Source organism: Kribbella sp. NPDC004138 (genome assembly GCF_053603655.1).
The window spans coordinates 38608-62774 of the sequence record NZ_JBSGFZ010000009.1; the positions used below are offsets into that span (position 1 = coordinate 38608).

General features: G+C 69.6%; 27 protein-coding genes. 16 read left to right on the forward strand and 11 right to left on the reverse strand.

Annotation, left to right across the window (positions count from 1 at the left end):
• Positions 1–8 precede the first annotated feature (8 nt).
• The 6 genes from ACWEOO_RS14465 to ACWEOO_RS14490 all read left to right on the forward strand — a co-directional run bounded on the left by ACWEOO_RS14465 (position 9) and on the right by ACWEOO_RS14490 (position 6363).
• Positions 9–1169, forward strand: a complete 1161-nt coding sequence (locus ACWEOO_RS14465; protein WP_359940091.1) for a Gfo/Idh/MocA family protein — start codon at positions 9–11, stop codon at positions 1167–1169.
• A complete protein-coding gene (locus ACWEOO_RS14470; RefSeq protein ID WP_452143350.1) occupies positions 1169–2314 on the forward strand; it encodes a dihydrodipicolinate synthase family protein in 1146 nt (381 codons plus the stop codon). The genes ACWEOO_RS14465 and ACWEOO_RS14470 overlap by 1 nt, the downstream gene beginning before the upstream one ends.
• On the forward strand, positions 2311–3126 hold the full coding sequence (locus tag ACWEOO_RS14475) for a sugar phosphate isomerase/epimerase family protein (protein WP_452143351.1): 816 nt from the start codon (positions 2311–2313) through the stop codon (positions 3124–3126). Before ACWEOO_RS14470 ends, ACWEOO_RS14475 begins: the two co-directional genes overlap by 4 nt.
• 13 nt (positions 3127–3139) lie before the next feature.
• A complete protein-coding gene (locus ACWEOO_RS14480; protein WP_452143352.1) occupies positions 3140–3895 on the forward strand; it encodes a sugar phosphate isomerase/epimerase family protein in 756 nt (251 codons plus the stop codon).
• Positions 3896–3976: 81 nt separating this feature from the next.
• Positions 3977–5416: a diguanylate cyclase domain-containing protein gene (locus ACWEOO_RS14485; protein ID WP_452143353.1), complete on the forward strand. Its 1440-nt coding sequence runs from the start codon at positions 3977–3979 to the stop codon at positions 5414–5416.
• A gap of 200 nt (positions 5417–5616) precedes the next feature.
• Complete coding sequence (locus tag ACWEOO_RS14490) at positions 5617–6363, forward strand: hypothetical protein (RefSeq protein ID WP_452143354.1); 747 nt, start codon at positions 5617–5619, stop codon at positions 6361–6363.
• Here ACWEOO_RS14490 and ACWEOO_RS14495 read toward each other — a convergent pair.
• From ACWEOO_RS14495 to ACWEOO_RS14505, 3 genes are read right to left on the reverse strand one after another with little or no spacing between them, the layout of a single operon-like run.
• Positions 6347–6829 (reverse strand): N-acetyltransferase family protein, encoded by a 483-nt coding sequence (locus ACWEOO_RS14495; protein WP_452143355.1) that lies wholly within the window; start codon positions 6827–6829, stop codon positions 6347–6349. The genes ACWEOO_RS14490 and ACWEOO_RS14495 overlap by 17 nt on opposite strands.
• A gap of 31 nt (positions 6830–6860) precedes the next feature.
• Positions 6861–7685 carry a Fic/DOC family protein gene (locus tag ACWEOO_RS14500; RefSeq protein WP_452143356.1) on the reverse strand — a complete coding sequence of 275 codons (825 nt, stop codon included), beginning with the start codon at positions 7683–7685 and terminating at the stop codon, positions 6861–6863.
• The gene (locus ACWEOO_RS14505; protein WP_355693036.1) at positions 7682–7912 is read right to left on the reverse strand and encodes an antitoxin VbhA family protein; all 231 of its coding nucleotides are present in this window, start codon (positions 7910–7912) and stop codon (positions 7682–7684) included. The genes ACWEOO_RS14500 and ACWEOO_RS14505 overlap by 4 nt, the downstream gene beginning before the upstream one ends.
• Before the next feature lie 157 nt (positions 7913–8069).
• On the opposite strand from ACWEOO_RS14505, the gene ACWEOO_RS14510 reads away from it, so the two are divergent.
• Entirely contained in the window at positions 8070–9650 is a 1581-nt protein-coding gene (locus ACWEOO_RS14510; RefSeq protein WP_452143357.1) for an alkaline phosphatase D family protein, read from the forward strand.
• Positions 9651–9653: 3 nt separating this feature from the next.
• Here the strand turns inward: ACWEOO_RS14510 and ACWEOO_RS14515 are convergent, their stop codons facing one another.
• Both ACWEOO_RS14515 and ACWEOO_RS14520 read right to left on the reverse strand, forming a co-directional pair.
• On the reverse strand, positions 9654–10463 hold the full coding sequence (locus tag ACWEOO_RS14515) for a polysaccharide lyase family protein (RefSeq protein WP_452143358.1): 810 nt from the start codon (positions 10461–10463) through the stop codon (positions 9654–9656).
• Complete coding sequence (locus tag ACWEOO_RS14520; protein WP_452143359.1) at positions 10463–11971, reverse strand: alkaline phosphatase D family protein; 1509 nt, start codon at positions 11969–11971, stop codon at positions 10463–10465. Before ACWEOO_RS14520 ends, ACWEOO_RS14515 begins: the two co-directional genes overlap by 1 nt.
• Positions 11972–12125: 154 nt before the next feature.
• Here ACWEOO_RS14520 and ACWEOO_RS14525 point away from each other — a divergent pair, with 154 nt between their 5' ends.
• The 4 genes from ACWEOO_RS14525 to ACWEOO_RS14540 all read left to right on the forward strand — a co-directional run bounded on the left by ACWEOO_RS14525 (position 12126) and on the right by ACWEOO_RS14540 (position 15229).
• A complete protein-coding gene (locus tag ACWEOO_RS14525) occupies positions 12126–13001 on the forward strand; it encodes an aldo/keto reductase (protein ID WP_452143360.1) in 876 nt (291 codons plus the stop codon).
• A 44-nt stretch (positions 13002–13045) separates the two neighbouring features.
• On the forward strand, positions 13046–13381 hold the full coding sequence (locus ACWEOO_RS14530; protein WP_363707252.1) for a tetratricopeptide repeat protein: 336 nt from the start codon (positions 13046–13048) through the stop codon (positions 13379–13381).
• 136 nt (positions 13382–13517) lie between these two features.
• Complete coding sequence (locus ACWEOO_RS14535) at positions 13518–14630, forward strand: LLM class flavin-dependent oxidoreductase (protein WP_359940128.1); 1113 nt, start codon at positions 13518–13520, stop codon at positions 14628–14630.
• On the forward strand, positions 14627–15229 hold the full coding sequence (locus ACWEOO_RS14540) for an FMN reductase (RefSeq protein WP_452143361.1): 603 nt from the start codon (positions 14627–14629) through the stop codon (positions 15227–15229). The genes ACWEOO_RS14535 and ACWEOO_RS14540 overlap by 4 nt, the downstream gene beginning before the upstream one ends.
• Here ACWEOO_RS14540 and ACWEOO_RS14545 read toward each other — a convergent pair.
• A complete protein-coding gene (locus tag ACWEOO_RS14545) occupies positions 15215–15988 on the reverse strand; it encodes a TetR/AcrR family transcriptional regulator (protein ID WP_452143362.1) in 774 nt (257 codons plus the stop codon). The two genes, ACWEOO_RS14540 and ACWEOO_RS14545, sit on opposite strands and share 15 nt — an antisense overlap.
• Before the next feature lie 96 nt (positions 15989–16084).
• Here ACWEOO_RS14545 and ACWEOO_RS14550 point away from each other — a divergent pair, with 96 nt between their 5' ends.
• Complete coding sequence (locus ACWEOO_RS14550) at positions 16085–17026, forward strand: ATP-binding cassette domain-containing protein (RefSeq protein ID WP_452143363.1); 942 nt, start codon at positions 16085–16087, stop codon at positions 17024–17026.
• On the forward strand, positions 17023–17814 hold the full coding sequence (locus ACWEOO_RS14555) for an ABC transporter permease (protein ID WP_452143364.1): 792 nt from the start codon (positions 17023–17025) through the stop codon (positions 17812–17814). Before ACWEOO_RS14550 ends, ACWEOO_RS14555 begins: the two co-directional genes overlap by 4 nt.
• A 97-nt stretch (positions 17815–17911) precedes the next feature.
• On the opposite strand, the gene ACWEOO_RS14560 is transcribed toward ACWEOO_RS14555, so the two are convergent.
• On the reverse strand, positions 17912–18238 hold the full coding sequence (locus ACWEOO_RS14560; protein ID WP_452143365.1) for a hypothetical protein: 327 nt from the start codon (positions 18236–18238) through the stop codon (positions 17912–17914).
• Positions 18239–18277: 39 nt separating this feature from the next.
• Between ACWEOO_RS14560 and ACWEOO_RS14565 the strand changes: the two genes are divergently transcribed.
• A complete protein-coding gene (locus ACWEOO_RS14565; protein WP_452143366.1) occupies positions 18278–19177 on the forward strand; it encodes an FkbM family methyltransferase in 900 nt (299 codons plus the stop codon).
• On the opposite strand, the gene ACWEOO_RS14570 is transcribed toward ACWEOO_RS14565, so the two are convergent.
• Positions 19152–19919, reverse strand: a complete 768-nt coding sequence (locus tag ACWEOO_RS14570) for an SDR family NAD(P)-dependent oxidoreductase (RefSeq protein WP_452143367.1) — start codon at positions 19917–19919, stop codon at positions 19152–19154. The genes ACWEOO_RS14565 and ACWEOO_RS14570 overlap by 26 nt on opposite strands.
• 18 nt (positions 19920–19937) lie before the next feature.
• Between ACWEOO_RS14570 and ACWEOO_RS14575 the strand changes: the two genes are divergently transcribed.
• Entirely contained in the window at positions 19938–20297 is a 360-nt protein-coding gene (locus tag ACWEOO_RS14575; RefSeq protein WP_452143368.1) for a hypothetical protein, read from the forward strand.
• A 50-nt stretch (positions 20298–20347) separates the two neighbouring features.
• Positions 20348–20887, forward strand: coding sequence for a GNAT family N-acetyltransferase (locus tag ACWEOO_RS14580; protein WP_359940152.1), 540 nt, complete (start codon positions 20348–20350; stop codon positions 20885–20887).
• Here the strand turns inward: ACWEOO_RS14580 and ACWEOO_RS14585 are convergent.
• From ACWEOO_RS14585 to ACWEOO_RS14595, 3 genes are read right to left on the reverse strand one after another with little or no spacing between them, the layout of a single operon-like run.
• On the reverse strand, positions 20877–21692 hold the full coding sequence (locus ACWEOO_RS14585) for a bifunctional allantoicase/(S)-ureidoglycine aminohydrolase (protein WP_452143369.1): 816 nt from the start codon (positions 21690–21692) through the stop codon (positions 20877–20879). The two genes, ACWEOO_RS14580 and ACWEOO_RS14585, sit on opposite strands and share 11 nt — an antisense overlap.
• Positions 21689–23029 (reverse strand): allantoinase AllB, encoded by a 1341-nt coding sequence (gene allB, locus ACWEOO_RS14590; RefSeq protein WP_452143370.1) that lies wholly within the window; start codon positions 23027–23029, stop codon positions 21689–21691. The genes ACWEOO_RS14585 and allB overlap by 4 nt, the downstream gene beginning before the upstream one ends.
• On the reverse strand, positions 23026–24165 hold the full coding sequence (locus tag ACWEOO_RS14595; protein WP_452143371.1) for a glycerate kinase: 1140 nt from the start codon (positions 24163–24165) through the stop codon (positions 23026–23028). The genes allB and ACWEOO_RS14595 overlap by 4 nt, the downstream gene beginning before the upstream one ends.
• Positions 24166–24167 lie beyond the last annotated feature (2 nt).

The window sequence follows — 24167 nt, forward strand, 5'->3', positions numbered from 1 at the left end:
GTAGAACTGTGAACGAGCGACGCATCGGCATCGTGATGAACGGCGTCACCGGCCGGATGGGCCTGCGCCAGCACCTCGAGCGTTCCATCGTGGCGATCCGGGAGCAGGGCGGACTGCCCGCCGCCGACGGCACGATGATCATCCCCGAGCCGATCCTGGTCGGCCGCAACGAACTCAAGCTGCGCCGGATCGCCGAGCAGTACGGGCTGGAGCGGTGGACCACCGATCTGGCCGAGGCGCTGGCCCAGCCGGACGTCGAGATCTATTTCGACTCCCAGCTCACCCAGCTGCGCGAGAAGGGCGTCCGGGCCGCGGTCGAGGCCGGCAAGGCGATCTACTGCGAGAAGCCGATCGCCGAGAGCCTGGACGCGGCCGTCGACCTGGCCAAGCTCGTGGTCGACTCCGGGCTGAAGAACGGCGTGGTGATGGACAAGCTGTCGCTGCCCGGCCTGCGGAAGCTGAAGCGGCTGGTCGACGGCGGGTTCTTCGGCCGGATCCTCTCGGTCCGCGGCGAATTCGGCTACTGGGTCTTCGAGGGTGACTGGCAGGAGGCGCAGCGGCCGTCCTGGAACTACAAGTCCGAAGAGGGCGGCGGCATCATCCTCGACATGTTCTGCCACTGGCGGTACGTGCTCGACCAGACGTTCGGCTCCGTGAAGTCGGTGTACTGCCAAGGCGCCACACACATCCCGACCCGGGTCGACGAGAACGGCGACCCGTACACCGCGACCGCCGACGACGCGGCGTACGGCGTGTTCGAGCTCGAGGGCGGGATCGTCGCGCAGCTGAACTCGTCCTGGGCCACGCGGGTGTTCCGCGACGAGCTGGTCGAGTTCCACGTCGACGGGACCGAGGGCTCCGCGGTCGCCGGCCTGCGCAACTGCCGCGTCCAGCACCGGTCCGCGACCCCGAAGCCGGTGTGGAACCCGGACATCCCGGTCACCGAGCAGTTCCGCGACCAGTGGGCGACGGTGCCGGACAACGAGCCCATGGACAACGGCTTCAAGGTGCAGTGGGAGATGTTCCTGCGGCACGTGGTCGACGACGCGCCGTTCACCTGGGACTTCGTCGAGGCCGCGAAGGGCGTCCAGCTCGCCGAGCTGGGTCTGAAGTCGTGGCACGAGGGCCGCAAGCTCGAGGTCCCGACGCTCGATCTCGGGGCCAACTGATGGAGCTGAACCTTCCTGTCCACGGGGGACTCGAGAAGTACCGGCTGACCGGCGAACCGGTTGCTCGGGGCACCTATTCGCCGGCGCGCTCACGGCTCGCGTTCGCCGCGGCGCACGTGGTGGCGGATCCGCTCGGGGACAACGCGCCCGGGGCGCCCGCGGTGATCGACTGGGAGCACACGCTGGAGTTCCGGCGGCACCTGTGGTCGCTGGGCCTGTCGGTCGCCGAGGCGATGGACACCGCGCAGCGCGGCATGGGCCTCGACTGGAAGGCAACGCAGGAGCTGATCCGCCGGTCCGCCGCCGAAGCGCCGGACGGCAGGATCGCCGTCGGCGTCGGCACCGACCAGCTGACGGGTCCGGCCACCCTGGATGCGGTCATCGGCGCGTACGAAGAGCAGTTGGCCGCTGCCGAGGATGTCGGCGCACGGCCGATCCTGATGGCCAGCCGGGCCTTGTGCGCGGTGGCGGAGTCGCCGGACGACTACCGCAAGGTGTACGACCGCCTTCTCACCCAGTCCACCCAGCCGGTGATCCTGCACTGGCTGGGCCCCATGTTCGACCCCGCCCTGGAGGGGTACTGGGGCGGCGACTCGTTCGATTCCGCGGCCGCGACCGTCGTGGAACTGATCAACGCCAACGTCGAGAAGGTCGACGGGATCAAGGTCAGCCTCCTCGACGCCTCGAAGGAAGTTGCCCTGCGCAACTGCCTGCCCGCGGGCGTCCGGCTCTACACCGGGGACGACTTCAACTACCCCGGGCTGATCCGCGGCGACGGCGAGCGACACAGCGACGCGTTGCTCGGGATCTTCGCCGCGATCGCCCCGGCGGCAGCAGCAGCTCTGCACGCGCTGGATTCCGGTGACCTGGAGACCTACGAGCGGGTGTTCCAGCCGACCGTACCGCTGGCTCGGCAGATCTTTTCCGCGCCGACGTACTACTACAAGACCGGGATCGCGTTCCTGGCCTGGCTGAACGGGTTCCAGCCTGGGTTCACGATGGTCGGCGGTCTGCAGACGGGCCGGTCTTTGCCCCACCTGGCGGACACCTTCCGGCTCGCGGACCAGGCCGGCGTACTGACGAATCCGGAGCTGGCCGTCGACCGGTTCCGGCAGCTGTTGCGGGTCGGCGGGATCGACGCATGAACCGGTACAGCCTCAATCAGGCGACCACGAAGTACTGGCCGCTCGAGGACGTCGTGGCGGCGAGCGCGAAGGCCGGGCTGGAGTGGATCGGGCTGTGGCGCGAGCCGATCCAGGAGTACGGCGTCGACCAGGCGGCGAAGCTGGTCGCCGACGCCGGCCTGAAGGTCTCGTCGCTGTGCCGCAGCGGCTTCTTCACCTCGACCGACGCCGCCGAGCGGAAGGCGAAGATCGAGGACAACCGGCGCGCGATCGACGAGGCCGCGACCCTCGGCACGCCGGTCCTCGTGCTCGTCAGCGGCGGGCTCCCGGCCGGGTCCCGCGACCTCGACGGTGCGCGCGCGATGGTGCGCGACGGGCTCGCCGAGCTGGCGCCGTACGCCGAGGAGCGCGGCGTCACGCTGGCGGTCGAGGCACTGCACCCGATGTTCTGCTCGGACCGCTGCGTGGTGTCGTCGCTGGGCGGCGCGCTCGACCTCGCCGAGCAGTTCCCGGCGTCGCAGGTAGGCGTGATCGTGGACGCCTACCACCTGTGGTGGGACGCGGACGTGTACCGGCAGATCGAGCGGGCCGGCGAGCGGATCGTGTCGTACCAGGTCAGCGACTGGGTGGTTCCGCTGCCCGCGGACACGCTGCTCGGGCGCGGCATGATGGGCGACGGTGCGATCGAGCTGCGCCGGCTGCGCGCGGCCTGCGACGCGGCCGGGTACGACGGACCGATCGAGGTCGAGATCTTCAACCAGCAGTTGTGGGACGCGCCGGGGCAGGAAGTCTTCGACCTGGCGCTGGCGAGGTATCAGGAACACGTCCTCTGACGAAGGAGCCTGTATGACTGACCGGACCATTCCTGCCGACGGAATCGGCATGCACCTCTACACGATGCGGGACGTGCTGGCCGAGGACTACCCGGGGACGTTGAAGCGGCTCGCCGGGATCGGGTACCGCACGGTGGGGGTGAGCGGGCGGTTCGACCACAGCGCCGACGAGATCCGCGGGTTCGCGGACGATGCCGGGCTCGCGATCGTGCTCGAGCACGTCGGGTACGCGCGGCTGAGCGACGACTGGGCCGGCGCGCTGGCCGATGTGAAGACGCTCGGCGCGCAGTGGGCCGTCGTACCGTCGATTCCGTCCGAGCTGCACTCGGTCGAGGGCTTCCGGACCGCGGCGGCCGCGTTCACCGAGGCCGGCAAGGTCGCGCGGGACAACGGCCTGAAGTTGCTCTTCCACAACCACGGCCGGGACTTCGACGAGGTCGACGGGCAGGTGCTGTACGACATCCTGCTGGACGTGGACCCGGAGCTGCTCGGGTTCGAGCTGGACTTGTACTGGGCGGTGGACGGCGGGCACGACCCGGCGAAGCTGTTCCAGGAGCACCCGGGCCGGTTCCCCGCGCTGCACGTCAAGGACATGGCCGCGGACGGCTCCTGGGAGGACGTCGGGGCCGGGAAGCTCGACTTCGGCGCGATGTTCGCGCACGCCGACGCGGGCGGTGTCGAGCAGTATCTGGTCGAACACGACAAGCCCGCCGACGCCTGGCAGTCGGCCGAACGCAGCTACCGCGGACTGACCGAATTGCGGTACTGACGCATCTCATAGCAAACGCTTAACCGGGTCACCTGTGCGTACACCTGCTCACCCCCGGTGAAATCGGCTTATTCTCAACGAGTGCAGAACGAGCCCACGGTCCGGCTGTCCGCCGTACGGCGCTTGTACGAGGTGAGCGCGCGGATGGGCGCCGGGCGGAGCCTTGCCGAGACACTGCAGGCGGTCGTTGACGGGGTCGTGAACGGGCTCGGTTTCGGCATCGCCGTGCTGAACCTCCGGCACCCGGACGGCAAGTTCGAGGTGATCGCCGTGGCCGGGTCGCCGGGGGCCCGGTCGGCGCTGCTCGGGAAGGTGAGCGCGGCGGACCTGTTCGACGCCGAGTTCGCGATCGCCGACGAGTGGGGCAAGCTCCGGTTCGTGCCGCACGAGCGGCTGCCGGAGGGCGAGGTCACCGGCTGGGTGCCCGACGTACCGGTCTCGGACGCGCCGGAGGCCTGGCACCCGCTGGACGCGCTGTTCGCGCCGCTGTACTCCTCCGACGGCGAGCTGGTCGGGATGCTCTCGGTCGACCTGCCCGAGGACCAGCGGCGGCCGGGGCCGATCCACCGGGAACTGCTGGAGATCTTCGCCACCCAGGCAGGGCTCGCGATCGACAAAGCCCGGTTGACCGACCGGCTGCTGGCCGAGAAGACCCGGCTGGAGGCGAGCGAGGCGACGTTCCGGCTGGTCTTCGAAGGCGCCGGGAACGGGATGGCGACGGTCGCGTTCGACGGACCCGAGCTGGGCCGGATCCTGCGGGTGAACGCCGCGTTCTGCCGGATCACCGGCTACACCCCGGACCAGCTGATCGGGACGCGGCTGGTCAGCTTCCTGCGGGACGAGGAGCCGGAGCAGACCCGGACCGAGCTGGAGAAACTTGCCGCCAGCAACGGTACCTACCGATTCGAGCGGGTGTTCACGCAGCCCAGCGGGAACGCGATCTGGCTCGGCGGTACGGCGTCACTCGTCGAGCAAGGCGCCGGCCTGCCGCGGATCCTGCTCGTCCAGATCGACGACGTGACGGCCCGCAAGGACGCCGAGCGCGAGCTCCGGCACCACGCGGCGCACGACCCCCTGACCGGCCTGCCGAACCGCCGGCTCCTGCAGCACCGGTTCGCCAAGGTCCTGGAACAGACCCGGATCACCGGCCGCCCGGGCGCGCTGCTGTTCTGCGACCTCAACCACTTCAAACTCGTCAACGACGGTTATGGCCATGAGGCCGGCGACCGCGCACTCCGCGAGATCGCCACCCGCCTCAGCACCGCCGTCCGCCACGGCGACACGGTCGCCCGGCTCGGCGGAGACGAGTTCGCCGTCCTCGCCGAGGACATCTCCGGCGACGACCTCACCACGCTCCTCACCCGCCTGGAATCCGCCGTCAGCCGCCCCCTCCCCAACATCGCCGTCGAGGTCACCACCAGCGTCGGCACCGTCCCCATCACCCCCGCCACCAACGACCTCGACACCCTCCTCCACGAAGCCGACCAGGCCATGTACGCCGCCAAGAGCCGCCGTACCTAGCCGCACGACTGGCGCGAACACCCGGAGTGTGGTTGAAAGGACCCCGGCACCAACGATCCTGGGGGGATTAAGCCATGCGCACGGTGATGACGGGGTCTGCGTGGGTTGCCTATGCGCAGATTTATGTGGAGAGCGGGGAGGACTTCGCTGATCTCGGGGAGTGCTTTGCCGGGCAGCGGAACGGGCTGTGTGGTGCTGCGGTGGCGGGGAAGTTGTTCCTGATCACTGGGTTGCATACGGGCAAGGTCGGGTTCACGGTCGAGGTACACGAGCGGATGCCGTCGGTCGAGTACAGCGCGGAGGACGTGGTCGAGGCGTCGTACCGGCCGATCGGGGACGCCGCCCTGGTCTCGTGGGGTGGGAGCGGGTCGTGGCCACTGGAGCTCCAGCCGGGGGTGGACTACCGGGTTCGGTACTCCGCCTGGGGGATGGATGCCGGCCATCAAGCCGGTCCGCCGATGGACGACGAGCCGTCGGTCGATCGGTACCTGCTGCAGTTCTGGCCGGCGCGGCCGGCGCCTGATCGGGTGGTGAAGGAGACGAGCCGGCAGGCGGCGTACCACCACAAGTTCGCCCGCCAGCAACCCACACCGGAGGAGTTCGCCGAGCGTAAGCGCGAGAAGGCCCGCCAGGCCGAGGCGGAACGGCTGGCCGAACGGGTGGCGGCCTGGGGCGGGGCGTTGCCGACCGAGCGGATGGAGCGTGCCCCCTACTGCCGCGAGCTGTCGGTGCTGGATCGGGCCTTGGTGGACGTGCTCGAGCAGACCGAGCCGGAGACGCTGCTTTCGATCGCTCGCTGGGCGGCGCGACGTGCCTGCGAAGAGGCCGGGTACGGCGGCAACGAGCAGGTCGCCGTCGAAACGGTTTGGCTGGCAACGAGTCCGTTCACCGACAAGAACCAGTTGCTCACCGAACTGCGGCGGCGGTTCCTCACGAACCCAGGCTAGTGAGGGCCTCGTCGGTCAGGCGGTAGATGGTCCATTCGTCTTGGGGGGTGGCGCCGAGGGACTTGTAGAAGTCGATGGCGGGGGTGTTCCAGTTGAGGACGGACCATTCCAGGCGTTCGTAGGTGTTGCGGACGCATTCCTGGGCGAGGGCGGTGAGGAGGGCCTTGCCGAGGCCGGTGCCGCGGGTTTCGGGGCGGACGAAGAGGTCTTCGAGGTAGATGCCGTGGACGCCGCGCCAGGTGGAGAAGCTGAGGAACCAGATCGCGCAGCCGACGACCTCGCCCTCGTGTTCGGCGACGTGGCAGAACACGGCGGGCGTGGCGCCGAAGAGTGCGGTGTGCAGCTGGTCGGCGGTCAGGTGGCACTCGTGGCGGGCGCGTTCGTACTCCGCGAGGGAGTACACGAGCTCCACGATCGCCGGTACGTCGTCCGGCCGGGCACGGCGGATCCGTTCGTCGGTCTGCATACCGCCTATCCTGCACCGGCGGCGCCCGGGCTCAGTCTTCGCGTTCGGTTTCCTGCGCGGCGACCCGGTCGACGCCGTGGGTGTCGGGACGCTCGCCCCTGCCGGTCGTGTGCTGGGCGTCCACGCCGGCGTACGTCGAGTTCTGCAGCTGCAACGCCGCCGCCAGTTCCGGGTCGGCGCGGACCACGGCGCCGCGTTCGACGGTCATCTTGTCGAAGACGGCGTACAGCGCCCGCGGGTCCGGGTCCGTGCTCTTCTCCAGGTCCTTCGGGTACGACGCGTCGGCCGCGGCGTTCCACTCGTCGCGCTCGACCTTGTCGAAGTCGAGGCGGTACGGCGACATCTCGGACACGTGCTGGGCGAACACCTTGGCGGCGGCTCCGTTGCCCTCGCGGAACGGGTGCGTCAGGTTCTGGTAGGCGTAGACCTCGGAGATGCTCTGCACGAACTCCTCGCGCGACATCGTCGACCAGTCCTTGTCCTGCACCTTCGCGCTCACCTTGTCGGTCCACGCGTCCAGCCGCCCCGGCGGAACGAATTCGTTGCCCTGCTTCTGGATCTGGACGTTCCGGAACTGGCCGGCCCAGTCGTACACGTCCTGCAGCAGGTGCCGGTGGATCGCCTGGATGTGCGCCTTGTCGTAGGTGCGAGGGATGTCGGCCTCACCGCGGTCGATCTCACCCTGCCGGTTGGCCCGCAGCGCGTATTCGGTGAAGCGCAGCTCGATCGGGTTCTTGATGTCGAGCTTGTTCCGCAGGCAGCTGCCGGGCTCCCACAGGTAGGCGTTCCAGCGCTCCTTCTCGGCGGCTCTCCACTGCTCCTCCTCGGAGAGCTGCGCGGAAACCTCCTGGGTCACGCCGAGCCGCCGCGGGTCACCTTCGCCATGGTCCGGCGGATGTACTCGGCGGTGTCGATGCGGCCTGCTTCGCGGTCGACCAGATCGGCGACGTCGTCGCGCTGCGGCTCCCAGCCCTCGAGCCGGTTGTTCGACAGCGCGTCGCTGACACGCTGCTTCTGGTCGTCGTCGAGCGCTTCGAACAGCTCCGGCCAGCGCTGCGCGTAACGGCAAGGTTCGTAGGCCATTGGTAACTCCCCGGTAGCTAACAATTCGGGCCAGCCTAGCGAAGGCCGGATTCATACCGTCGCTTGTCGTTAAGTTCCCGGACGATCACGTTAACCTCCCCGCCATTCTCCGCCAGAACACTGGCACCGCTTCGACCGCCCAGCATCTGGAGGAACCATGTCCGTGTCCCGCCGTCGCTTCCTCGGGTACGGGGGTGCGGGCTCCGCGGCCGTACTGCTCGGCACCGGGGCCTGGACCGCCTCGACGACGTACGCCGCCCCGTCCGGCACCGGCAACCCGTTCACGCTCGGCGTCGCGTCGGGCGACCCGCAGTGGAACAGCGTGGTGCTGTGGACCAGGCTCGCCACCGACCCGTACGCCGTGGACGGGAAGGGCGGCATGCCCGCGAAGCCGGTCCGCGTCGAGTACGAGGTCGCCCGGGACGAGAACTTCCGGCACGTCGTCCGCCGCGGCAGCGTCGTCGCGACCCCCGAGCTCGGCCACTCGGTCCACCCGGAGGTCCAGGGCCTGCAGCCGGACCACGTGTACTACTACCGTTTCCGCACCGGCGCCGAGGTGTCGCCGACCGGCCGGACCCGCACCACGCCGCACCCGTTCGCGCAGCCGCGGGAGCTGCGGTTCGCGTTCGCGTCCTGCAACGCATGGCAGGACGGACACTTCACGGCGTACGACCACATGGCCCAGGAGGACCTCGACCTCGTCGTCCACCTCGGCGACTACCTGTACGAGTCCGGGGTGAAGACCAACAAGCGCGGCGTCGCCACCGACCCGCGGTTCCACACCGAGACGTTCGACCTGGCGCGGTACCGGCTGCAGTACTCGCTGTACAAGACCGAGGCCCCGCTGCAGGCCGCGCACGCGGCGCACCCGTGGATCCACACATTCGACGACCACGAGGTGGAGAACAACTGGGCCGGCGACATCTCCCAGATCGACACCGAGCCGGACCAGGACCCCGCGGTCTTCCGCGCACGCCGGGCGCAGGCGTTCCAGGCCCTGTACGAGAACATGCCGGTGCGGCACGAGCAGATGCCGTCCGGGCCGGACATCCGGTACCACCGGCGGCTGCCGTACGGCCGGCTCGCGGACTTCACGATCCTCGACACCCGCCAGTACCGCAGCGACCAGCCGTGCGGCGACGGCGACTCGTCGACCTGCGACGACCGATTCGACCCGGACAACACGATGCTCGGCGGCAAGCAGCGCGAGTGGCTGCTGAACGGGTTCCGGACCTCGCACGCGCGCTGGCAGATCCTCGGCAACCAGGCGCCGATGGGCCAGACCGACTGGACACCCGGCCCGGAGACGCACGTCTGGCTGGACCCATGGGACGGGTATGTTGCCGAGCGCAACCAGGTACTCGCGGCCGCGCAGGACAGCGGCGTCCGCAACCTGGTGGTGATCACCGGCGACCGGCACCAGAACTACGCGCTCGAGCTGAAGCGCGACTTCGCGGACCCGGACTCGGCGACCGTCGGCACCGAGTTCGTCGGTACGTCGATCACCAGCGGCGGCAACGGCGCCGACACGACCGACCAGGGACAGCAGTTCCTGGCCGCGAACCCGCACCTGAAGTTCTTCAACTCCCAGCGCGGGTACTCACGGGTCACGGTCGACCAGCACCAGTGGCGCAACGACTTCCGCGTCGTGCCGTACGTCGACATGCCGGGCGCCCCGATCAGCACCCGCGCGACGTACGTCGTCGAGGACCGGCGCCCGCACGTCCACGCCGGCTGATCCTCAGCGCCGGGCGAAGAGGCCGAGAGCGTCGTACGCGATCCAGGAGCCGACGTCCTTGAAGAGCTCGAGGACGTTGGCGCCTGGGCGGAAGAGCGTCCGCGGCAACGGCTGCTCGAGGTACGACGGTTTCAGCGGCGAGCCGGGATAGGTGCTGTCGGCAATCGTCGAGCCCTTCGTCGCGCCGTTCGCGAAGGCGAGCCGGCCGACCTCGACCCCGTTGACCGTCAGCAGCGCCGATGCAGCCAAGCTGGCGTGGCTGTCGATCAGCCAGAGCGCGAGATCGAGATCCTGCGACGGCACGGCGGGCAGCTCGAAGCGGAACGTCGCGCGGTGGTTCTTCGAGCCGGCCCACTTGTCGGCGGGCCCCGGCAGCAGGTACGACCAGTCCGCCGCCGGGGTCGACGTACCGAACGTGTAGTCGACGTCCGCCGGGAAGCGGGTCGGATACTGGGCGTAGCCCTTCGGCGAGAGGGCGAGCTCGGAGCCCTTGCCGTCGAAGGTGCCGACGGTCGCCACCGGCGTACCGGAGATCGTCACCGAGGTCAGGTTGGCGACGGCCGCGGCCGCGGACTCCCCCGACCGGTTGCCTGCGGCATCGACCGTGACGACGGAGTAGGACCTGGTGACGCCGGTGAAGCCGAGGCCGCGATGGACGAAGTGCGGGTAAACGGTCTTGCCGATCAGGGCGCCGTCGGCGTAGACGGCGTAGTGGTCGACGACGGTCGCCCACGACACGGGCTTCCAGTCGAGCGTCACGATCCGGATGCCGCCGCTGCCGTGCAGACCGGTGATTGCTGGTGGACGACGCATTACAAGGCCTCCAGGCGGGGATCGGCGACGGGCGTGCGGAAGCGGGCGAGGATGTTCGGCTGAGCGTTGGCGTCGGCCTGGATGTACGGGAAGTTGACGAACTCGGTGGTCAGCTCGGTGCGGGTCATCGTGCTGTGCACGTAGCCGCGACGAGCGTTGTAGAGCTTGATGTTCGGGTGCTGCAGCCAGTCCTTCGCGTAGGTATCGGTGTCGGTGCCGTCGCCGTTCGAGCCGACCGACGAGCACACCAGTTCGACGCCGACGGTGCGCTCGTCGAGCTGGAGTTCCGACGCGACATGGCGGTGGATGTCGCCGGTGAGCATCACCGACGTCCCGGCACCGGCCATCGCCTCGAGCACGCGGCGCCGGTTGGCGGGATAGCCGTCCCACTGTTCGGTGCGGTCGTCGGTGACGGCGGTGAGGACGACGCCGCCCGCGACGATGTTCCAGGACGCGGGCGAGCTGCGCAGGCCGTCGTACAGCCAGGCTTCCTGCTCGGCGCCCATGATGGTGCGCTGCTCGGAGACGCGGTCGGCCTCGTCGACAGGCAGCGGGTCGCGGTACTGGCGGGTGTCGAGCAGGTGCACCCTGGCCAGCGAGCCGATGTCGTACCGGCGGTAGACGCGGCTGTCCGGCCCCTGCGGGAGGCTCTCGAGGGCGAGCGGGGCGTTCTCGTAGTACGCGCGGTACGCGACGGCGCGGCGGTGGACGAAGAGCTCGGGCGGTACGCCGTACAACGAGTTGGCCGCGCCGTAGTTGTTCTGCACCTCGTGGTCGTCCCAGACCATGAACCATGGCGCGACCGCATGCGCGGCCTGGAGATCGGGGTCGGTCTTGAAGAGGCTGTAGCGCAGCCGGTACTGCTCGAGCGTCTCGATCTCGATGCCGTGCTCCGGCCCGACCGCGACACCCGCGCGCCAGAGGTTGTCACCGGCAACGATTCCGTACTCGTAGATGTAGTCGCCGAGGAAGAACACCGCGTCGGGAGCACGGCGGGCGATGTCGCGATGCGCGGCGAAGTACCCGTGGTACCAGGCCTGGCAGGACGCGGTCGCGAAGGTGAACTGGTCGCCGTACGTCGGCAGGGTCTTGGTCCGGCCGACCGGGCTGAGCTGCGTGCCGACGCGGAAGCGGTAGAAGTACTCGCGTCCCGGCCGGAGCCCGGCCACCTGCGGATGGACGGCGTGCGCGAGTTCCGGCGAGGCGATCGCGAGCCCGCGCCGTACGACGTGCCGGAAGCCGCTGTCCTCGGCCACCTCGTACTGCACCGGCACGTCGACGGCGGGCATGCCGCCGTGGCCGTCGGTGGCGAGCGGGGTCGGGGCGAGGCGGGTCCAGAGGACGAAACCGTCCGGGCGCGGGTCCCCGGACGCGACCCCGAGGGCGAACGCGCCGTCGGGGATCGGGCGGGCCGGCGTCGCGTCGGCGGTCGCCGGGGCGGAGATGCCGAGCGTGACCGAGGCCGCGCTGAGGCCGGTGAGCTGGAGGAAGGTACGACGGGACGGCACGGGCGGGCTCCGTTCCTGAGGTGAGTTCCGCCATATTCTTACGTAACTTCTCTACGTTTTGTAAGCCCTTGACTCGGCATTGACCACTCGGAGTGCTGAATCCGTGCGGAGATCCCTGTTGGATTTCGCAGTCCGCGCGCGGGAGGTTGGGGGTATGGCAGCTGACACGAACAAGACCCGCCGGATCGGTGACGTCGAGGTGTCCGCGATCGGGCTCGGCGGGATGCCGATGTCGATCGAGGGCCGGCCCGACGAGGACCGGTCGATCGCGACCATCCACGCCGCCCTCGACGCCGGCATCACGCTGATCGACACCGCCGACGCGTACCACCTGACCGCGACCGACGTCGGCCACAACGAGAGCCTGATCGCCAAGGCGCTGTCGACGTACGGCGGCGACACCTCGGACGTGCTGGTCGCGACCAAGGGCGGCCACCTGCGGCCCGGCGACGGCAGCTGGACCCTCGACGGCTCGCCGAAGCACATCGCGGAGGCCGCCGAGGCGTCGCTGAAGCGGCTCGGCGTCGAGGCGATCGGGCTGTACCAGTTCCACCGGCCCGACCCGAAGACGCCGTACGAGGACTCGATCGGCGCCGTCCGCGACCTGCTCGACGCCGGCAAGATCCGGATGGCGGGCATCTCGAACGCGAACCCCGCCCAGATCAAGCAGGCCAACGAGATCCTCGGCGGCCGGCTGGTGTCGGTGCAGAACCAGTTCTCGCCCCGGTTCCGCTCGAGCGAGCCGGAGCTGGAGCTGTGCGACGAGCTCGGTATCGCCTTCCTGCCGTGGTCCCCGCTCGGCGGCATCTCCAACGCCGGCGAGCTGGGCGCCAAGTACCCGGCCTTCCAGTCGCTGGCCGCCGAGCTCGGTGTGAGCCCGCAGAAGCTCACGCTGGCCTGGATGCTCGCCAAGTCCCCGGTCGTCATCCCGATCCCCGGTTCGAGCCGCCCGGAGACGATCCGCGACTCGTACTCGGCCGTCGACCTGAGCCTGACCCCGGACCAGGTGGCCGTCCTCGACGCGGCCTGAGGAATACCGCCCCGGCGTACGGCGTTGCGAGGCCCATGGAGGATATGCGCGCACTGAGCTACGGACTGGCACAGCAGTACTTCGAGGAGCGGGACTACCGCGGTGCGATCCGGGCGCTGAAGCCGGTGGTCGACGAGACGCCCGACGACGTCGGGACGCGACTGCTGCTGGCCCGGGCGTACTACCACGCGGCCCTGCTGAAGCCGGCCGAGGAACACCTCCTCGAGGTCATCGACCGCGAGCCGACCGAGTACTACGCCCACCTGATGCTGGCCCGCACCCTCGAGCGGCAGTCCCGCCGCGACGAGGCGGGCAAGCACCGCCGGATCGCCGCCGCACTCACCGGCGACGACGAGCTGCTGAAACCGCATACCGTCTGACCGAGACACCCGAAGGCCCGCGATCCCGTCCGGATCGCGGGCCTTCGGCGTATCCAGGACGGAATGCCCGGGCGAGGATTGGTGTTCTGGTGGGTGTTAGTAGTTTAATAGTGAACTACCTACCCGAGGAGGACGGATGCAGTTCGGCGTGTTCAGCGTCGGGGACGTGACCGAGGACCCGACGACCGGGACCACGGTCAGCGAGGGCGAGCGGATCAAGTCGATGGTCCGGATCGCGAAGAAGGCCGAAGAGGTCGGTCTGGACGTGTTCGCCCAGGGTGAGCACCACAACCCGCCGTTCGTGCCGTCGTCGCCGACGACCCAGCTCGGGTTCGTCGCGGCGCAGACGTCGAAGATCATCCTGTCCACCTCGACGACCCTGATCACGACCAACGACCCGGTGAAGATCGCCGAGGACTACGCGATGCTGCAGCACCTGGCCGACGGCCGGGTGGACCTGATGATGGGGCGCGGCAACACCGGTCCGGTATACCCGTGGTTCGGTCAGGACATCCGCAACGGCATCGCGCTCGCCGTCGAGAACTACGCCCTGCTGCGCCGTCTCTGGCGCGAGGACGTCGTCGACTGGGAGGGCAAGTTCCGCACGCCGCTGCAGGGTTTCACGTCGACCCCCCGGCCGCTCGACGACGTACCGCCGTTCGTCTGGCACGGGTCGATCCGGTCGCCCGAGATCGCCGAGCAGGCGGCGTACTACGGCGATGGGTTCTTCCACAACAACATCTTCTGGCCGATGTCGCACACGCAGCGGATGATCCAGCTGTACCGGCAGCGCTTCGAGCACTACGGGCACGGCGCCGCCGACCAGGCGATCGTCGGTCTCGGCGGTCAGGTCTTCATGCGGAAGAACTCGCAGGACGCGGTCCGCGAGTTCCGGCCGTACTTCGACAACGCGCCGGTGTACGGGCACGGACCGTCGCTGGAGGACTTCAGCCGGGAGACGCCGCTGACGGTCGGGAGCCCGCAAGAGGTGATCGAGCGGACGCTGTCGTTCCGCGAGCAGGTCGGCGACTACCAGCGGCAGCTGTTCCTGATCGACCACGCCGGCTTGCCGCTCAAGACCGTGCTGGAGCAGCTCGACATCCTCGGTGAAGAGGTGATTCCGGTGCTGCGGAAGGAGTTCGCGGCGTTGAAGCCGGCCCACGTACCGGACGCGCCGACGCACGCCTCCTTGAAGGCCGCCGCGGAGCGGGCGCGTGAACTGGAGACGATCGAGGAGCCGACCCGATGAAGGACAAGGTCATCGCGGTCGTGACGGCCGGGCTGACGACGCCGTCGTCGTCCCGGCTGCTCGCCGACCAACTGGCGGTCGCCGTGCGGGACGAGCTGTCCGGGCGCGGCATCGGCTCGCGGATCGAGCTGATCGAGGTCCGCGACCACGCCCACGCCCTGACCGACAACCTGCTCACCGGTTTCCCGTCGGCGTCGCTGCGCGAGGTCCTGGACACGGTCGCCGCCGCCGACGCCCTGATCGTCGTCAGCCCGACCTTCAGCGCGTCGTACTCCGGTCTGTTCAAGATGTTCTTCGACGTGCTCGACGACAAGGCCCTGGCCGGCAAGCCCGTCCTGCTGGCTGCGACCGGCGGCACCGAGCGGCACTCGCTGGTCCTGGAGTTCGCCCTGCGGCCCTTGTTCGCCTACCTGAAGGCGCTGCCGGTCCCGACCGCTGTGTACGCCGCCTCCACCGACTGGGGCCCGAACGCCGTCGGCCTCCGCGCACGGATCACGCAGGCCGCCACCGAACTGGTCGCGGCTCTGCACAACGAGACGCCCACCCAGGCCGACCCCTTCGAGAACCCGACTCCGTTCGAGGACCTACTGAACAGCTGAGCGCGACTCGATCAGCTGGGCCAGACCGTCGAGGATCGTGCCCAGCCCGAAGCTGAGCGCGTGGGCCGGGTCGATGACCGACTGGAAGTGCTCGCCGACCGAGGTGCCGACGCGCCCCGCGACCGGGAAGTGCGTGCCGGACATGACCGTGGTGAGCGTCGGAGAGATCTGACGCCACCACTCCTCGTCCGACAGGCCGGAGTCGCGCTGGGTGCGCAGCTGTTCGGCGCCCGCCCGCGCGGTGCCCTGGACGTGGGTGAGGACGAGGGTCAGCGCCGAGTCCATCTCGACGTCGGTCAGGCCGAGGCCGTCCAGGGGACGCAGCTCGGTGTCGTACTTCCGGGTGATGTTCGGCCCGAGCGCCGTCCGCATCGTCGGCACCTCGTGGATCCACGGGTGCGCGGTCAGCACGTCCCAGTTGCGCCGGGCGATGAACTCGAGCGCACTGCGCCAGCCGCCCGGTTGCCGGGCCGGCTCGTCCGCGCCGGCGTACAGGTCGCCGTACACCTGGTCGAACATCAGGTCGGTCAGCTCGCCCTTGCCCGGGACGTGCGTGTAGAGCGACATCGTGCCGACCTTCAGCCGGTCGGCGACCATCCGCATCGACAGCGCCTCGAGCCCGGCCTCGTCCGCCAGCGCGATCGCCGCGCCGACGATCGCACGCACCGTCAGGCCCGAGCGGCCGGCCTTGGTGTGACTTCCCCAGAGCAGCGCGAGGCTGCGCGCCGGATCGGGTGCCGCCGCCTTCCTACCCGCCACTCGGACCCTTCCTCCAGCGCTCGTCGTTGGCTGCATCGTACCTGAGCCGTACAATGTACGGTACACTCTACGGCTCAATGAGCGGAGAGGTGGGAAGTGACCACGGAACGAGTGATCGAGGCCGTCGGCGTACGGAAGAACTACCGGGGCGGCACGGAGGGCGCGGGGCTGAACGGCTTCGACCTGGAGGTGACGGCCGGCACGGTGACGGGCCTGCTCGGCCCGAACGGCGCCGGCAAGACGACAGCGGTGCGGATCCTGTCCACATTGCTGGAGATGGATTCCGGTACGGCGACGATCGCGGGGTACGACGTGCGCCGGCAAGGAGCGGAGGTACGACGGCGGATCGGACTGGTCGGGCAGTACGCCGCGGTGGACGAGATCCTCACCGGGCGGCAGAACCTGGCGATGTTCGCGCGGCTGAACCATCTGAGGAACGCCAAAGGCCGGGCGGACGAGTTGCTGGAGCGGTTCGGTCTGACCGAGGCGGCCGGGCAGGCGGTGAGCAAGTACTCCGGCGGGATGCGGCGGCGGCTCGATCTGGCGGCCAGTCTGATCGTGGCGCCGCGGGTGCTGTTCGTCGACGAGCCGACGACCGGGCTCGACCCGGCGGCGCGGATCGAGGTGTGGTCCGCCGTACGGCAGCTGGTCGCGGGCGGTACGACGGTGTTGCTCACGACGCAGTACCTGGAGGAGGCGGACCAACTGGCGGACCGGATCTCCATGCTCAAGGCGGGGAAGGTCGTCGCGGAAGGGACACCGGACGAGTTGAAGACGCGGCTGGGGTCGGACTGGCTGGATCTGGTCCTCGCGGATCCGGCCGAGGTCCCGCGGGTGCTGGAGCTCGCGGCGGCGCTGGCGGACGGGGAGGTCCGGGTGCAGGACGTCCGGGTGAGCGTTCCCGTGAAGGATCGCACGAAGGCGCTCGTGCAGCTGGCGAACTCGTTGCATGAGGCAAAGATCGAGCCGGAGGACATCACGTTGCGGAGGCCGACGCTGGACGAAGTGTTCCTGCACCTGACCGGGGCGGCCGCATGAACGGCGTGGGGTGGGCGCTCGCGGACAGCTGGACGATCGCGCGGCGGACCTTGACGCACTGGCGGATGCAGCCGGGACTGGTGATCTTCCAGTGGTTCTTCCCGGTGCTGATGCTGCTGATGTTCGGCGGGCTGCTCGGCGGGGCGATGGAGCCGCCCGGTTCGTCGTACTACGAGTTGCTCGTGCCCGGGATCTTCGCGCTGGCGATGCTCTTCGGGCTCGAAGGCACGATGACCGCGGTCACCACCGATGTCTCGAAGGGCGTGACGGACCGGTTCCGGTCACTGCCGATGAGCTCGGCGGCGGTCGTGCTCGGGCGCTGTATCGCCGACATGCTCGACTCGGCGGTGACGCTCGCCGTCCTGGTCGGGACCGGGCTGGTGCTCGGATGGCGATGGCACGAAGGCCTGCCGTCGGCACTGGCCGCGTTCGGGTTGCTGTTGCTGCTGCGGTTCGCCTTGCTGTGGGTCGGCATCTTCACCGGCCTCACGGTCAAGAACGCGCAGAGCGTGACGATGGTGCAGGTCCTGGTCTGGCCGATCGGTTTCCTGTCCAGCGCCTTCGTCGCCACGTCGACGATGCCGGCCTGGCTGGGCACGATCGCCCAGTGGAACCCACTGTCAGCTACCGCCACCGCCTCCCGCGCCCTCTTCGGCAACCCCGACCCATCAGCCACCGCCACCTGGATCGGCACCCACGCGGAAGTCGCGGCCCTCATCGCGCCGCTCCTGCTGGTAGCCATCTTCCTGCCGCTATCTGCCCACCGCTTCCGCACACTGTCGCGATGAACCGGACACCCGTCACTCACTAACCACGGGTTCCTCTGTGCCGCTGAGCGTGACGCAGTGCTCCGGCCGGAGGTTAGTGAGTGGCGGACGTCCGCTGTCACCAGGGCCGGCGCAGGGATCCACCTCGTGTGGGCAGTCGCGTCGGCTCGACGGGAGCCGGCGGTGCGATCGCCGCGGCCAACTCCCGCTGTCGTTCGATGTCGGCCTTGGCGGCGGCCTTCGAGCGGTAGCGCACCTTCTTGTAGTAGTAGTCACCGGCGGAGACGTGCAGCGTCCAACCGCACTTGAACACGAGCACGTGAGTCAGCACGTTGCCGACGAAGGCGACGGGGATCAGGAGCAGCAGCGCCCACAGTTCGTCGGCATAGACGAAGCACCACTCCACGAAGCCGGAGCGGCGTAGCTCGACGTTGACGTCCCCCACGAAGTGAGTATGCATCCTGATCCTGGGTAACGGCTGAGGATGGACGTCCGAGACGTGGGGGCACGGCGGCTGGCCTGGAGCCTGGCATCTGCGGTGGAGCGCGCGATGGGTCCCGGGGCGGCGCGCCGGGCCGGGCGGATGGCGGGGGCGGTCGAGGGGCTGACCGACGCGGGGGTGCATCGGGTCGCGCTGCGGATCTCGCCGCGGTTGGCGGAGGCGAATCCGGGGCTGGTGAAGATCTCGCCGCGCTGGGCCGCGACGGTGCTGGTGCGGCGGCAGGGGGTGGAGCTGGAGCTCGATCTGCGGGACAACCTGCAGGCTGTTCTGTACTACGCGGGACGGTACGAGCCTGCCGTACGGCGGTTCTTGCGTGCTGAGCTGCGGCAGGGGGACGTGATGCTGGATGTCGGCGCGAACATCGGTGTCCATGCCCTGACTGTCGCGAAGCGGTTGCAGGAGCTCGGGGGCGGGCGGGTGATCGCGTTCGAGCCGGCCGCGGACAGTGTGGCGAAGCTCGGCGCGGCGGCGGCGCGCAACGGCGTACAGCTGGAGGTCGTGCCGATGGCGCTCGGTGAGCGACCGGAGCTGGCGATGCTCCGGGCGGACCGGCGGTACGACGAGGCGGACGCGGGGGTGCGTTCGCTGTACGGCGACGGCGAGGTGGTGCAGGAGGTGCCTGTCGTCCGGCTCGACGACTGGGCCTGCGGGCTGGAGCGGCTGGATGTCGTGAAGGTCGACATCGAAGGCGCCGAGATCGCCGCCCTGTCCGGAGCCACGCGGACGTTCAAGCGGTTGCAGCCGCGCGTCGTGATCGTCGAGGACAAGCGCCCCGAGTCGCGCGCGCGGCTGCACGCCGTACTGGATGATCTGGGTTACCTGCCGACCGGTGAGGTCTTGGACCACAACGCGGTCTTCAGGGCGTCAGCTGACCGCCGTTGACCTCGATGATCTGGCCGGTGATGTACGAGGACATCCGCTCGGAGGCCAGGAAGAGGATCGTGCCGACGCATTCGTGGGGAGTGCCGGTCCGGCCCATCGGGATGGTGGTGAGCATGGCCTGCATCTGGGCGTCGGCGGTGTGGCGGTCGTGGAAGGGGGTCTTGATCACGCCGGGGGCGATCGCGTTCACGCGGATACCTTCCGGGGCGAGTTCCTTGGCGAGACCGCGGGTGAAGGTGCTGACCGCGCCCTTCGACGTCGCGTAGACGACCGACCCGCCGGCGCCGCCGGTCCGCCCGGCGATCGACGTGACGTTGACGATCGAGCCGCCGCCCTGCGCCCGGAGCACCGGCACGATCCGCCGGCTGAGCGCGAACACCGAGGTCAGGTTGACGTCCAGGATCCGGTGGAACTCCTCGTCGGTGACCTCGGCGATCGCGGACCGGTTCACCAGGTCACCGGCGTTGTTGACCAGGACGTCGATCCGCCCGTGCTGCGCGAGCACCTCGTCGACGAACGCGTCCGCCGCCTTCGGGTCCGCGAGGTCCGCCTGGTGCAAGGACGCCGTACCGCCGGCCGTCTGCACCGCCCCCACGGTGTGCTTCGCGCCGTCGGAGTTGCGGTGGTAGTGCAGCGCGACCGTGGCCCCCGTCTCCGCGAACCCGACCGCCGCCGCGGCCCCGATCCCGCTACTGGCCCCGGTGACCACCACGACCTGATCCCTGAAATCCAGATATGCCATGCGCCCTATCCTCTCTCAATGCCGCACTCCGTTCTGATTGCCGCGTATGTCGGGTGGCCCGCCGGTGTGGTGGTTCTGCGGCTCGTCATGCGTGTGCGCACGCGCTGTCTGGTCGTCACCGGGCTCGGCGTGCTGGCCGGGCTCGCAATCGCGACCACTGCCATGCCGGCACGCGCCGCGGTCCCACTGGGCCTGCTTGTGGGTCCTGTGATCGCGGTCGGCGGCTGCTTGGCGACGGCACGTGGGGTGACCTTCACCTTCGACCAGGACGCGACCTACAGGAAGTACGCCGGGACGATCCCACTCGGCGACCGGCTGGTCGAGGCGCTGAGCGCCCTGGTCGCCGTCGTCGGCGCCGTGGCTCTGCTTTGGGAGTGAACGCGCCGGAGGACGGGATGGTGGGACGGGTCCAGGAGTATTTTCGTTGGATGGGATACGCGCTCGGGGAGCTCGGGCTCCGGCGGTGGCGGACTGGTGACGCGCTGCGGCTGGCGGCGGCGCATGACGATCCGGAGATGGTGCACCAGGGCGGGATCGTGGACCGCGCGTCCGCCGTCGACTGGATCGGGCGGGTCGCGGACCTGGACAACGGGCACGTGTACGCCGTGGCGGACGCGGACGATCACCCGATCGGCTGCGTGGGGGTGACGAACATCGACCGGCACCGGGTCGGCTGGACCTGGTACTGGACGCTCGCCGACGTCCGCGGCCAGGGGGTCGCGCGGGACGCGCTGCGCGCGCTCGCCGACTGGGCCCATCACGACGCCGGGCTGTACCGGCTGGAGATCGGGCACCGGCTCAACAACCCCGCGTCCTGCGCGGTCGCGGCCGCAGCCGGGTTCCTGCCCGAGGGCGTCGAACGCGAACGCCTCACCTACGACGGCAACAGGTACGACGTGGAGCGGCACGCGCGGCTCATCACCGACCCGTTGACACCGCCGCTGCGCCCGGTGACCGTCAGAGCGTGAGCTTGGGGTGACGGTTGACGTCCTTGTAGAGCAGATACCGGAAGCGGCCGGGCCCACCCGCGTAACAGGCCTGCGGACAGAACGCCCGGAGCCACATGAAGTCGCCTTCCTGCACCTCGACCCAGTCCTTGTTCAGCAGGTAGACCGCCTTGCCTTCGAGAACGTAGAGGCCGTGCTCCATCACGTGCGTCTCCGGGAACGGGATCACCCCGCCCGGCTCGAACGTCACGATGTTGACGTGCATGTCGTGCCGGACGTCGTCCGGGTCGACGAACCGCTGCGTCTTCCAGGCGCCGTTCGTGTCCGGCATCTCCCGGCCCTCGACGTCCGCCTCGTTGGTGACGAGCGCCGGCGGTACGTCGATGCCCTCGATCCGCTCGTACGCCTTGCGCACCAGGTGGAAGGTGACGGCCGCGTCGCTCGTGTTCCGCACCGTCCAGTCGCCGCCGGGCGGCAGGTACGCGTACCCGCCCTCGGTCAGCGCGTGCTTCTCCCCCGCGACCGTGAGCACAAGGTTGCCAGCGACAACGAACAGTACGGCCTCGGCGGCCGGGTCGGTCTCGGGCTTGTCGCTGCCGCCACCCGGCGCGACCTCGACGATGTACTGCGAGAACGTCTCGGCGAACCCGGACAGCGGCCGTGCGATCACCCACAAGCGGGTGTCGTCCCAGAACGGCAGCCGGCTGGTGACGATGTCGCGCATCGTGCCGCGCGGCAGGACGGCGTACGCCTCGGTGAAGACCGCGCGGTCGGTGGTGAGGTCGGTCTGCGCGGGCAATCCGCCCTTCGGCGCGTAGAAGGTCATCGTTCTCCTCGGGTCAGCAGGCGGCCGCGCGGGTCGGCGGCGAGGTCGACGGATACGCCGCGGAGCCAGGTGCTCCGCACGACACCGGTCAGCGTGCGCCCGTCGTACGGCGTGATCGCGTTCTTGTGCTGGAGCTGCTGCGCGTCGACGACGAAGGTCTCGTCGGGGGCGAGGACGCAGAAGTCGGCGTCATAGCCGATCTCGATGGCGCCCTTCGCGGACAGGCCGGTCTGCGCGGCGGGGGCGGCGGACATCCAGCGGGCGACGTCGGTCAGGGTGAAGCCGCGGCGGCGGGCCTCGGTCCAGACCGCGGGCAGGCCGAGCTGGAGGGACGCGATCCCGCCCCACGCGGCGCCGAAGTCGCCGGTGTCGAGGTGCTTCAGGTCGATCGTCGACGGCGAGTGGTCGGACACGACCAGGTCGATCGTGCCGTCGCGCAGGCCTTCCCACAGCAGCTCGCGGTTCGCGGCCTCGCGGATCGGCGGGCAGCACTTGTACTGCGTGGCGCCGTCGGGAATGTCCTCGGCGGTGAAGCTCAGGTAGTGCGGACATGTCTCGGCGCTGATCCGCACGCCGTCGTTGCGGGCTTGCGTTAGCAGTCGGAGGACGTCGGCGCTGGAGACGTGCAGGATGTGGACGCGGCAGCCGGTCGTCTTCGCCAGGTCGATGACCTGCACGACGGCCTCGTTCTCCGCGGCGCGCGGCCGCGAGTGGAGGAAGTCGAGGTAGCCGGCGCCGTTCGGCGGGGTGGCCTCGTCGATGGCGTGCGCGTCCTCGGCGTGCACGATCAGCAGGCCGTCGAACGCGGCGATCTCGCGCATCGCCGCGACCAGTTGGTCCGCGCCGAGCGGCGGGAACTCGTCGACGCCGGAGTGCAGCAGGAAGCACTTGTAACCGAACACGCCGGCGTCGTGCAGTGGGCGCAGGTCAGGCACGTTGCCCGGGATCGCGCCGCCCCAGAAGCCGACGTCGACGTACGCCTGGGTCTCGGCGGTCTTGCGCTTGAGCGCCAGCGCCGGCACATCGCAGGTCGGCGGGATGCTGTTCAGCGGCATGTCGACGATCGTGGTGACACCGCCGGACGCGGCCGCCTTCGTCGCGGAGGTGAAGCCCTCCCAGTCGGTGCGACCGGGGTCGTTGACGTGTACGTGGGAGTCGACGAGACCGGGCAGCAGCACTTCGTCGTCCCCGAGGCGCAGCTCCGTCGCGGCGTCGAGCTCCGCGTCGTACGGCGAGATCGCGACGATCCGCCCGTCCCGGACACCGACCGCGGTCGACCGCTCCCCGTCGGGTCGCACCACGCGGCGGGCCCGAAGCACGAGATCAAGAGCGCTCATGCGATGCCTTTCTCTCTTCGTGCCATCGTAAGGTGATCGACCGCGATCCGTTCGCCGAGCTGTTCCAGCAGCGGGCGGGGTTCGGCGATGCATCTGCTGACGTCAGGCTCCAGGTCTGTCAGTGCGTAGGCCGCCGCTACGCCGATCTTCTGGAGTTTGTCGGGCTGCAGGCGGTTCACACCGCAGACCGCGACGACCGGGACTCCCGCGCCGTCGCGACCCAGCCGGCCGGCAGCGGCCGCTACGCCGGCAACGGCCTTGCCGTGCAGCGTTTGTTCGTCCAAGGCCCCTTCGCCGGTGACGACGAGATCCGCGTCGGCGAACTGTTCGCGGAAGCGCACCATCTCCAGCACCAGGTCGATACCTGGCCGGAGTTCGGCACCCAGCAACGCCAGCGCCGCGAAGCCGACCCCACCAGCCGCCCCGGCGCCCGATGTGTCGCGGAGGTCCGCGCCGGTCCAGTCAGCGACCGCATCGGCCCAGCGCCCCAGGCGAGCGTCCAGCTCCACGACCTGCTCCGGCGTAGCCCCCTTCTGCGGCCCGTACACAGCCGCCGCACCCCAAGGCCCGGTCAACGGATTGTCCACATCACAAGCAACGACCAACCGCGCGCCTTGGAGCCTCGCGGCGACAAGCGCTGGGGTCTCTGAACAAGCAATAGCCTGTTCCCAGACCCCAGCGGGTGTTCCCAGGTCCGCCAGGGCGGCGATCAGGCCGGCGCCGCCGTCTGTGGAGGCGCTGCCTCCGATGGCGAGGATGATGCGGGTGCACCCGGCGTCGACGGCCGCGGCGATCAGCTCGCCGGTGCCGTACGACGTGGCGGTGAGGGGTGCGGGTATGCCGTCGGGGAGGCGGACCAGGCCTGAGACATCGGCCAGTTCGACCACCGCGGTGTCGCCCAGTCGGGCGTAGCCGGAGTGCACTGGCTCGCCGGTGGGGCCCGAGGCGATGAGCGGGACGAAGGTGTAGCCGGCCGCGACGGCGGCGGCGAGGGTGCCGTCGCCGCCGTCGGCGACCGGGACTGCGACCACAGTGGCGTCGGGGCAGGCTCGCCGTACCCCGGTGCCGACCGCGTCCGCGACCTCCGCGCTCGTCAGCGTCCCCTTGAACTTGTCGGAGGCAACAACCACGCGCACAG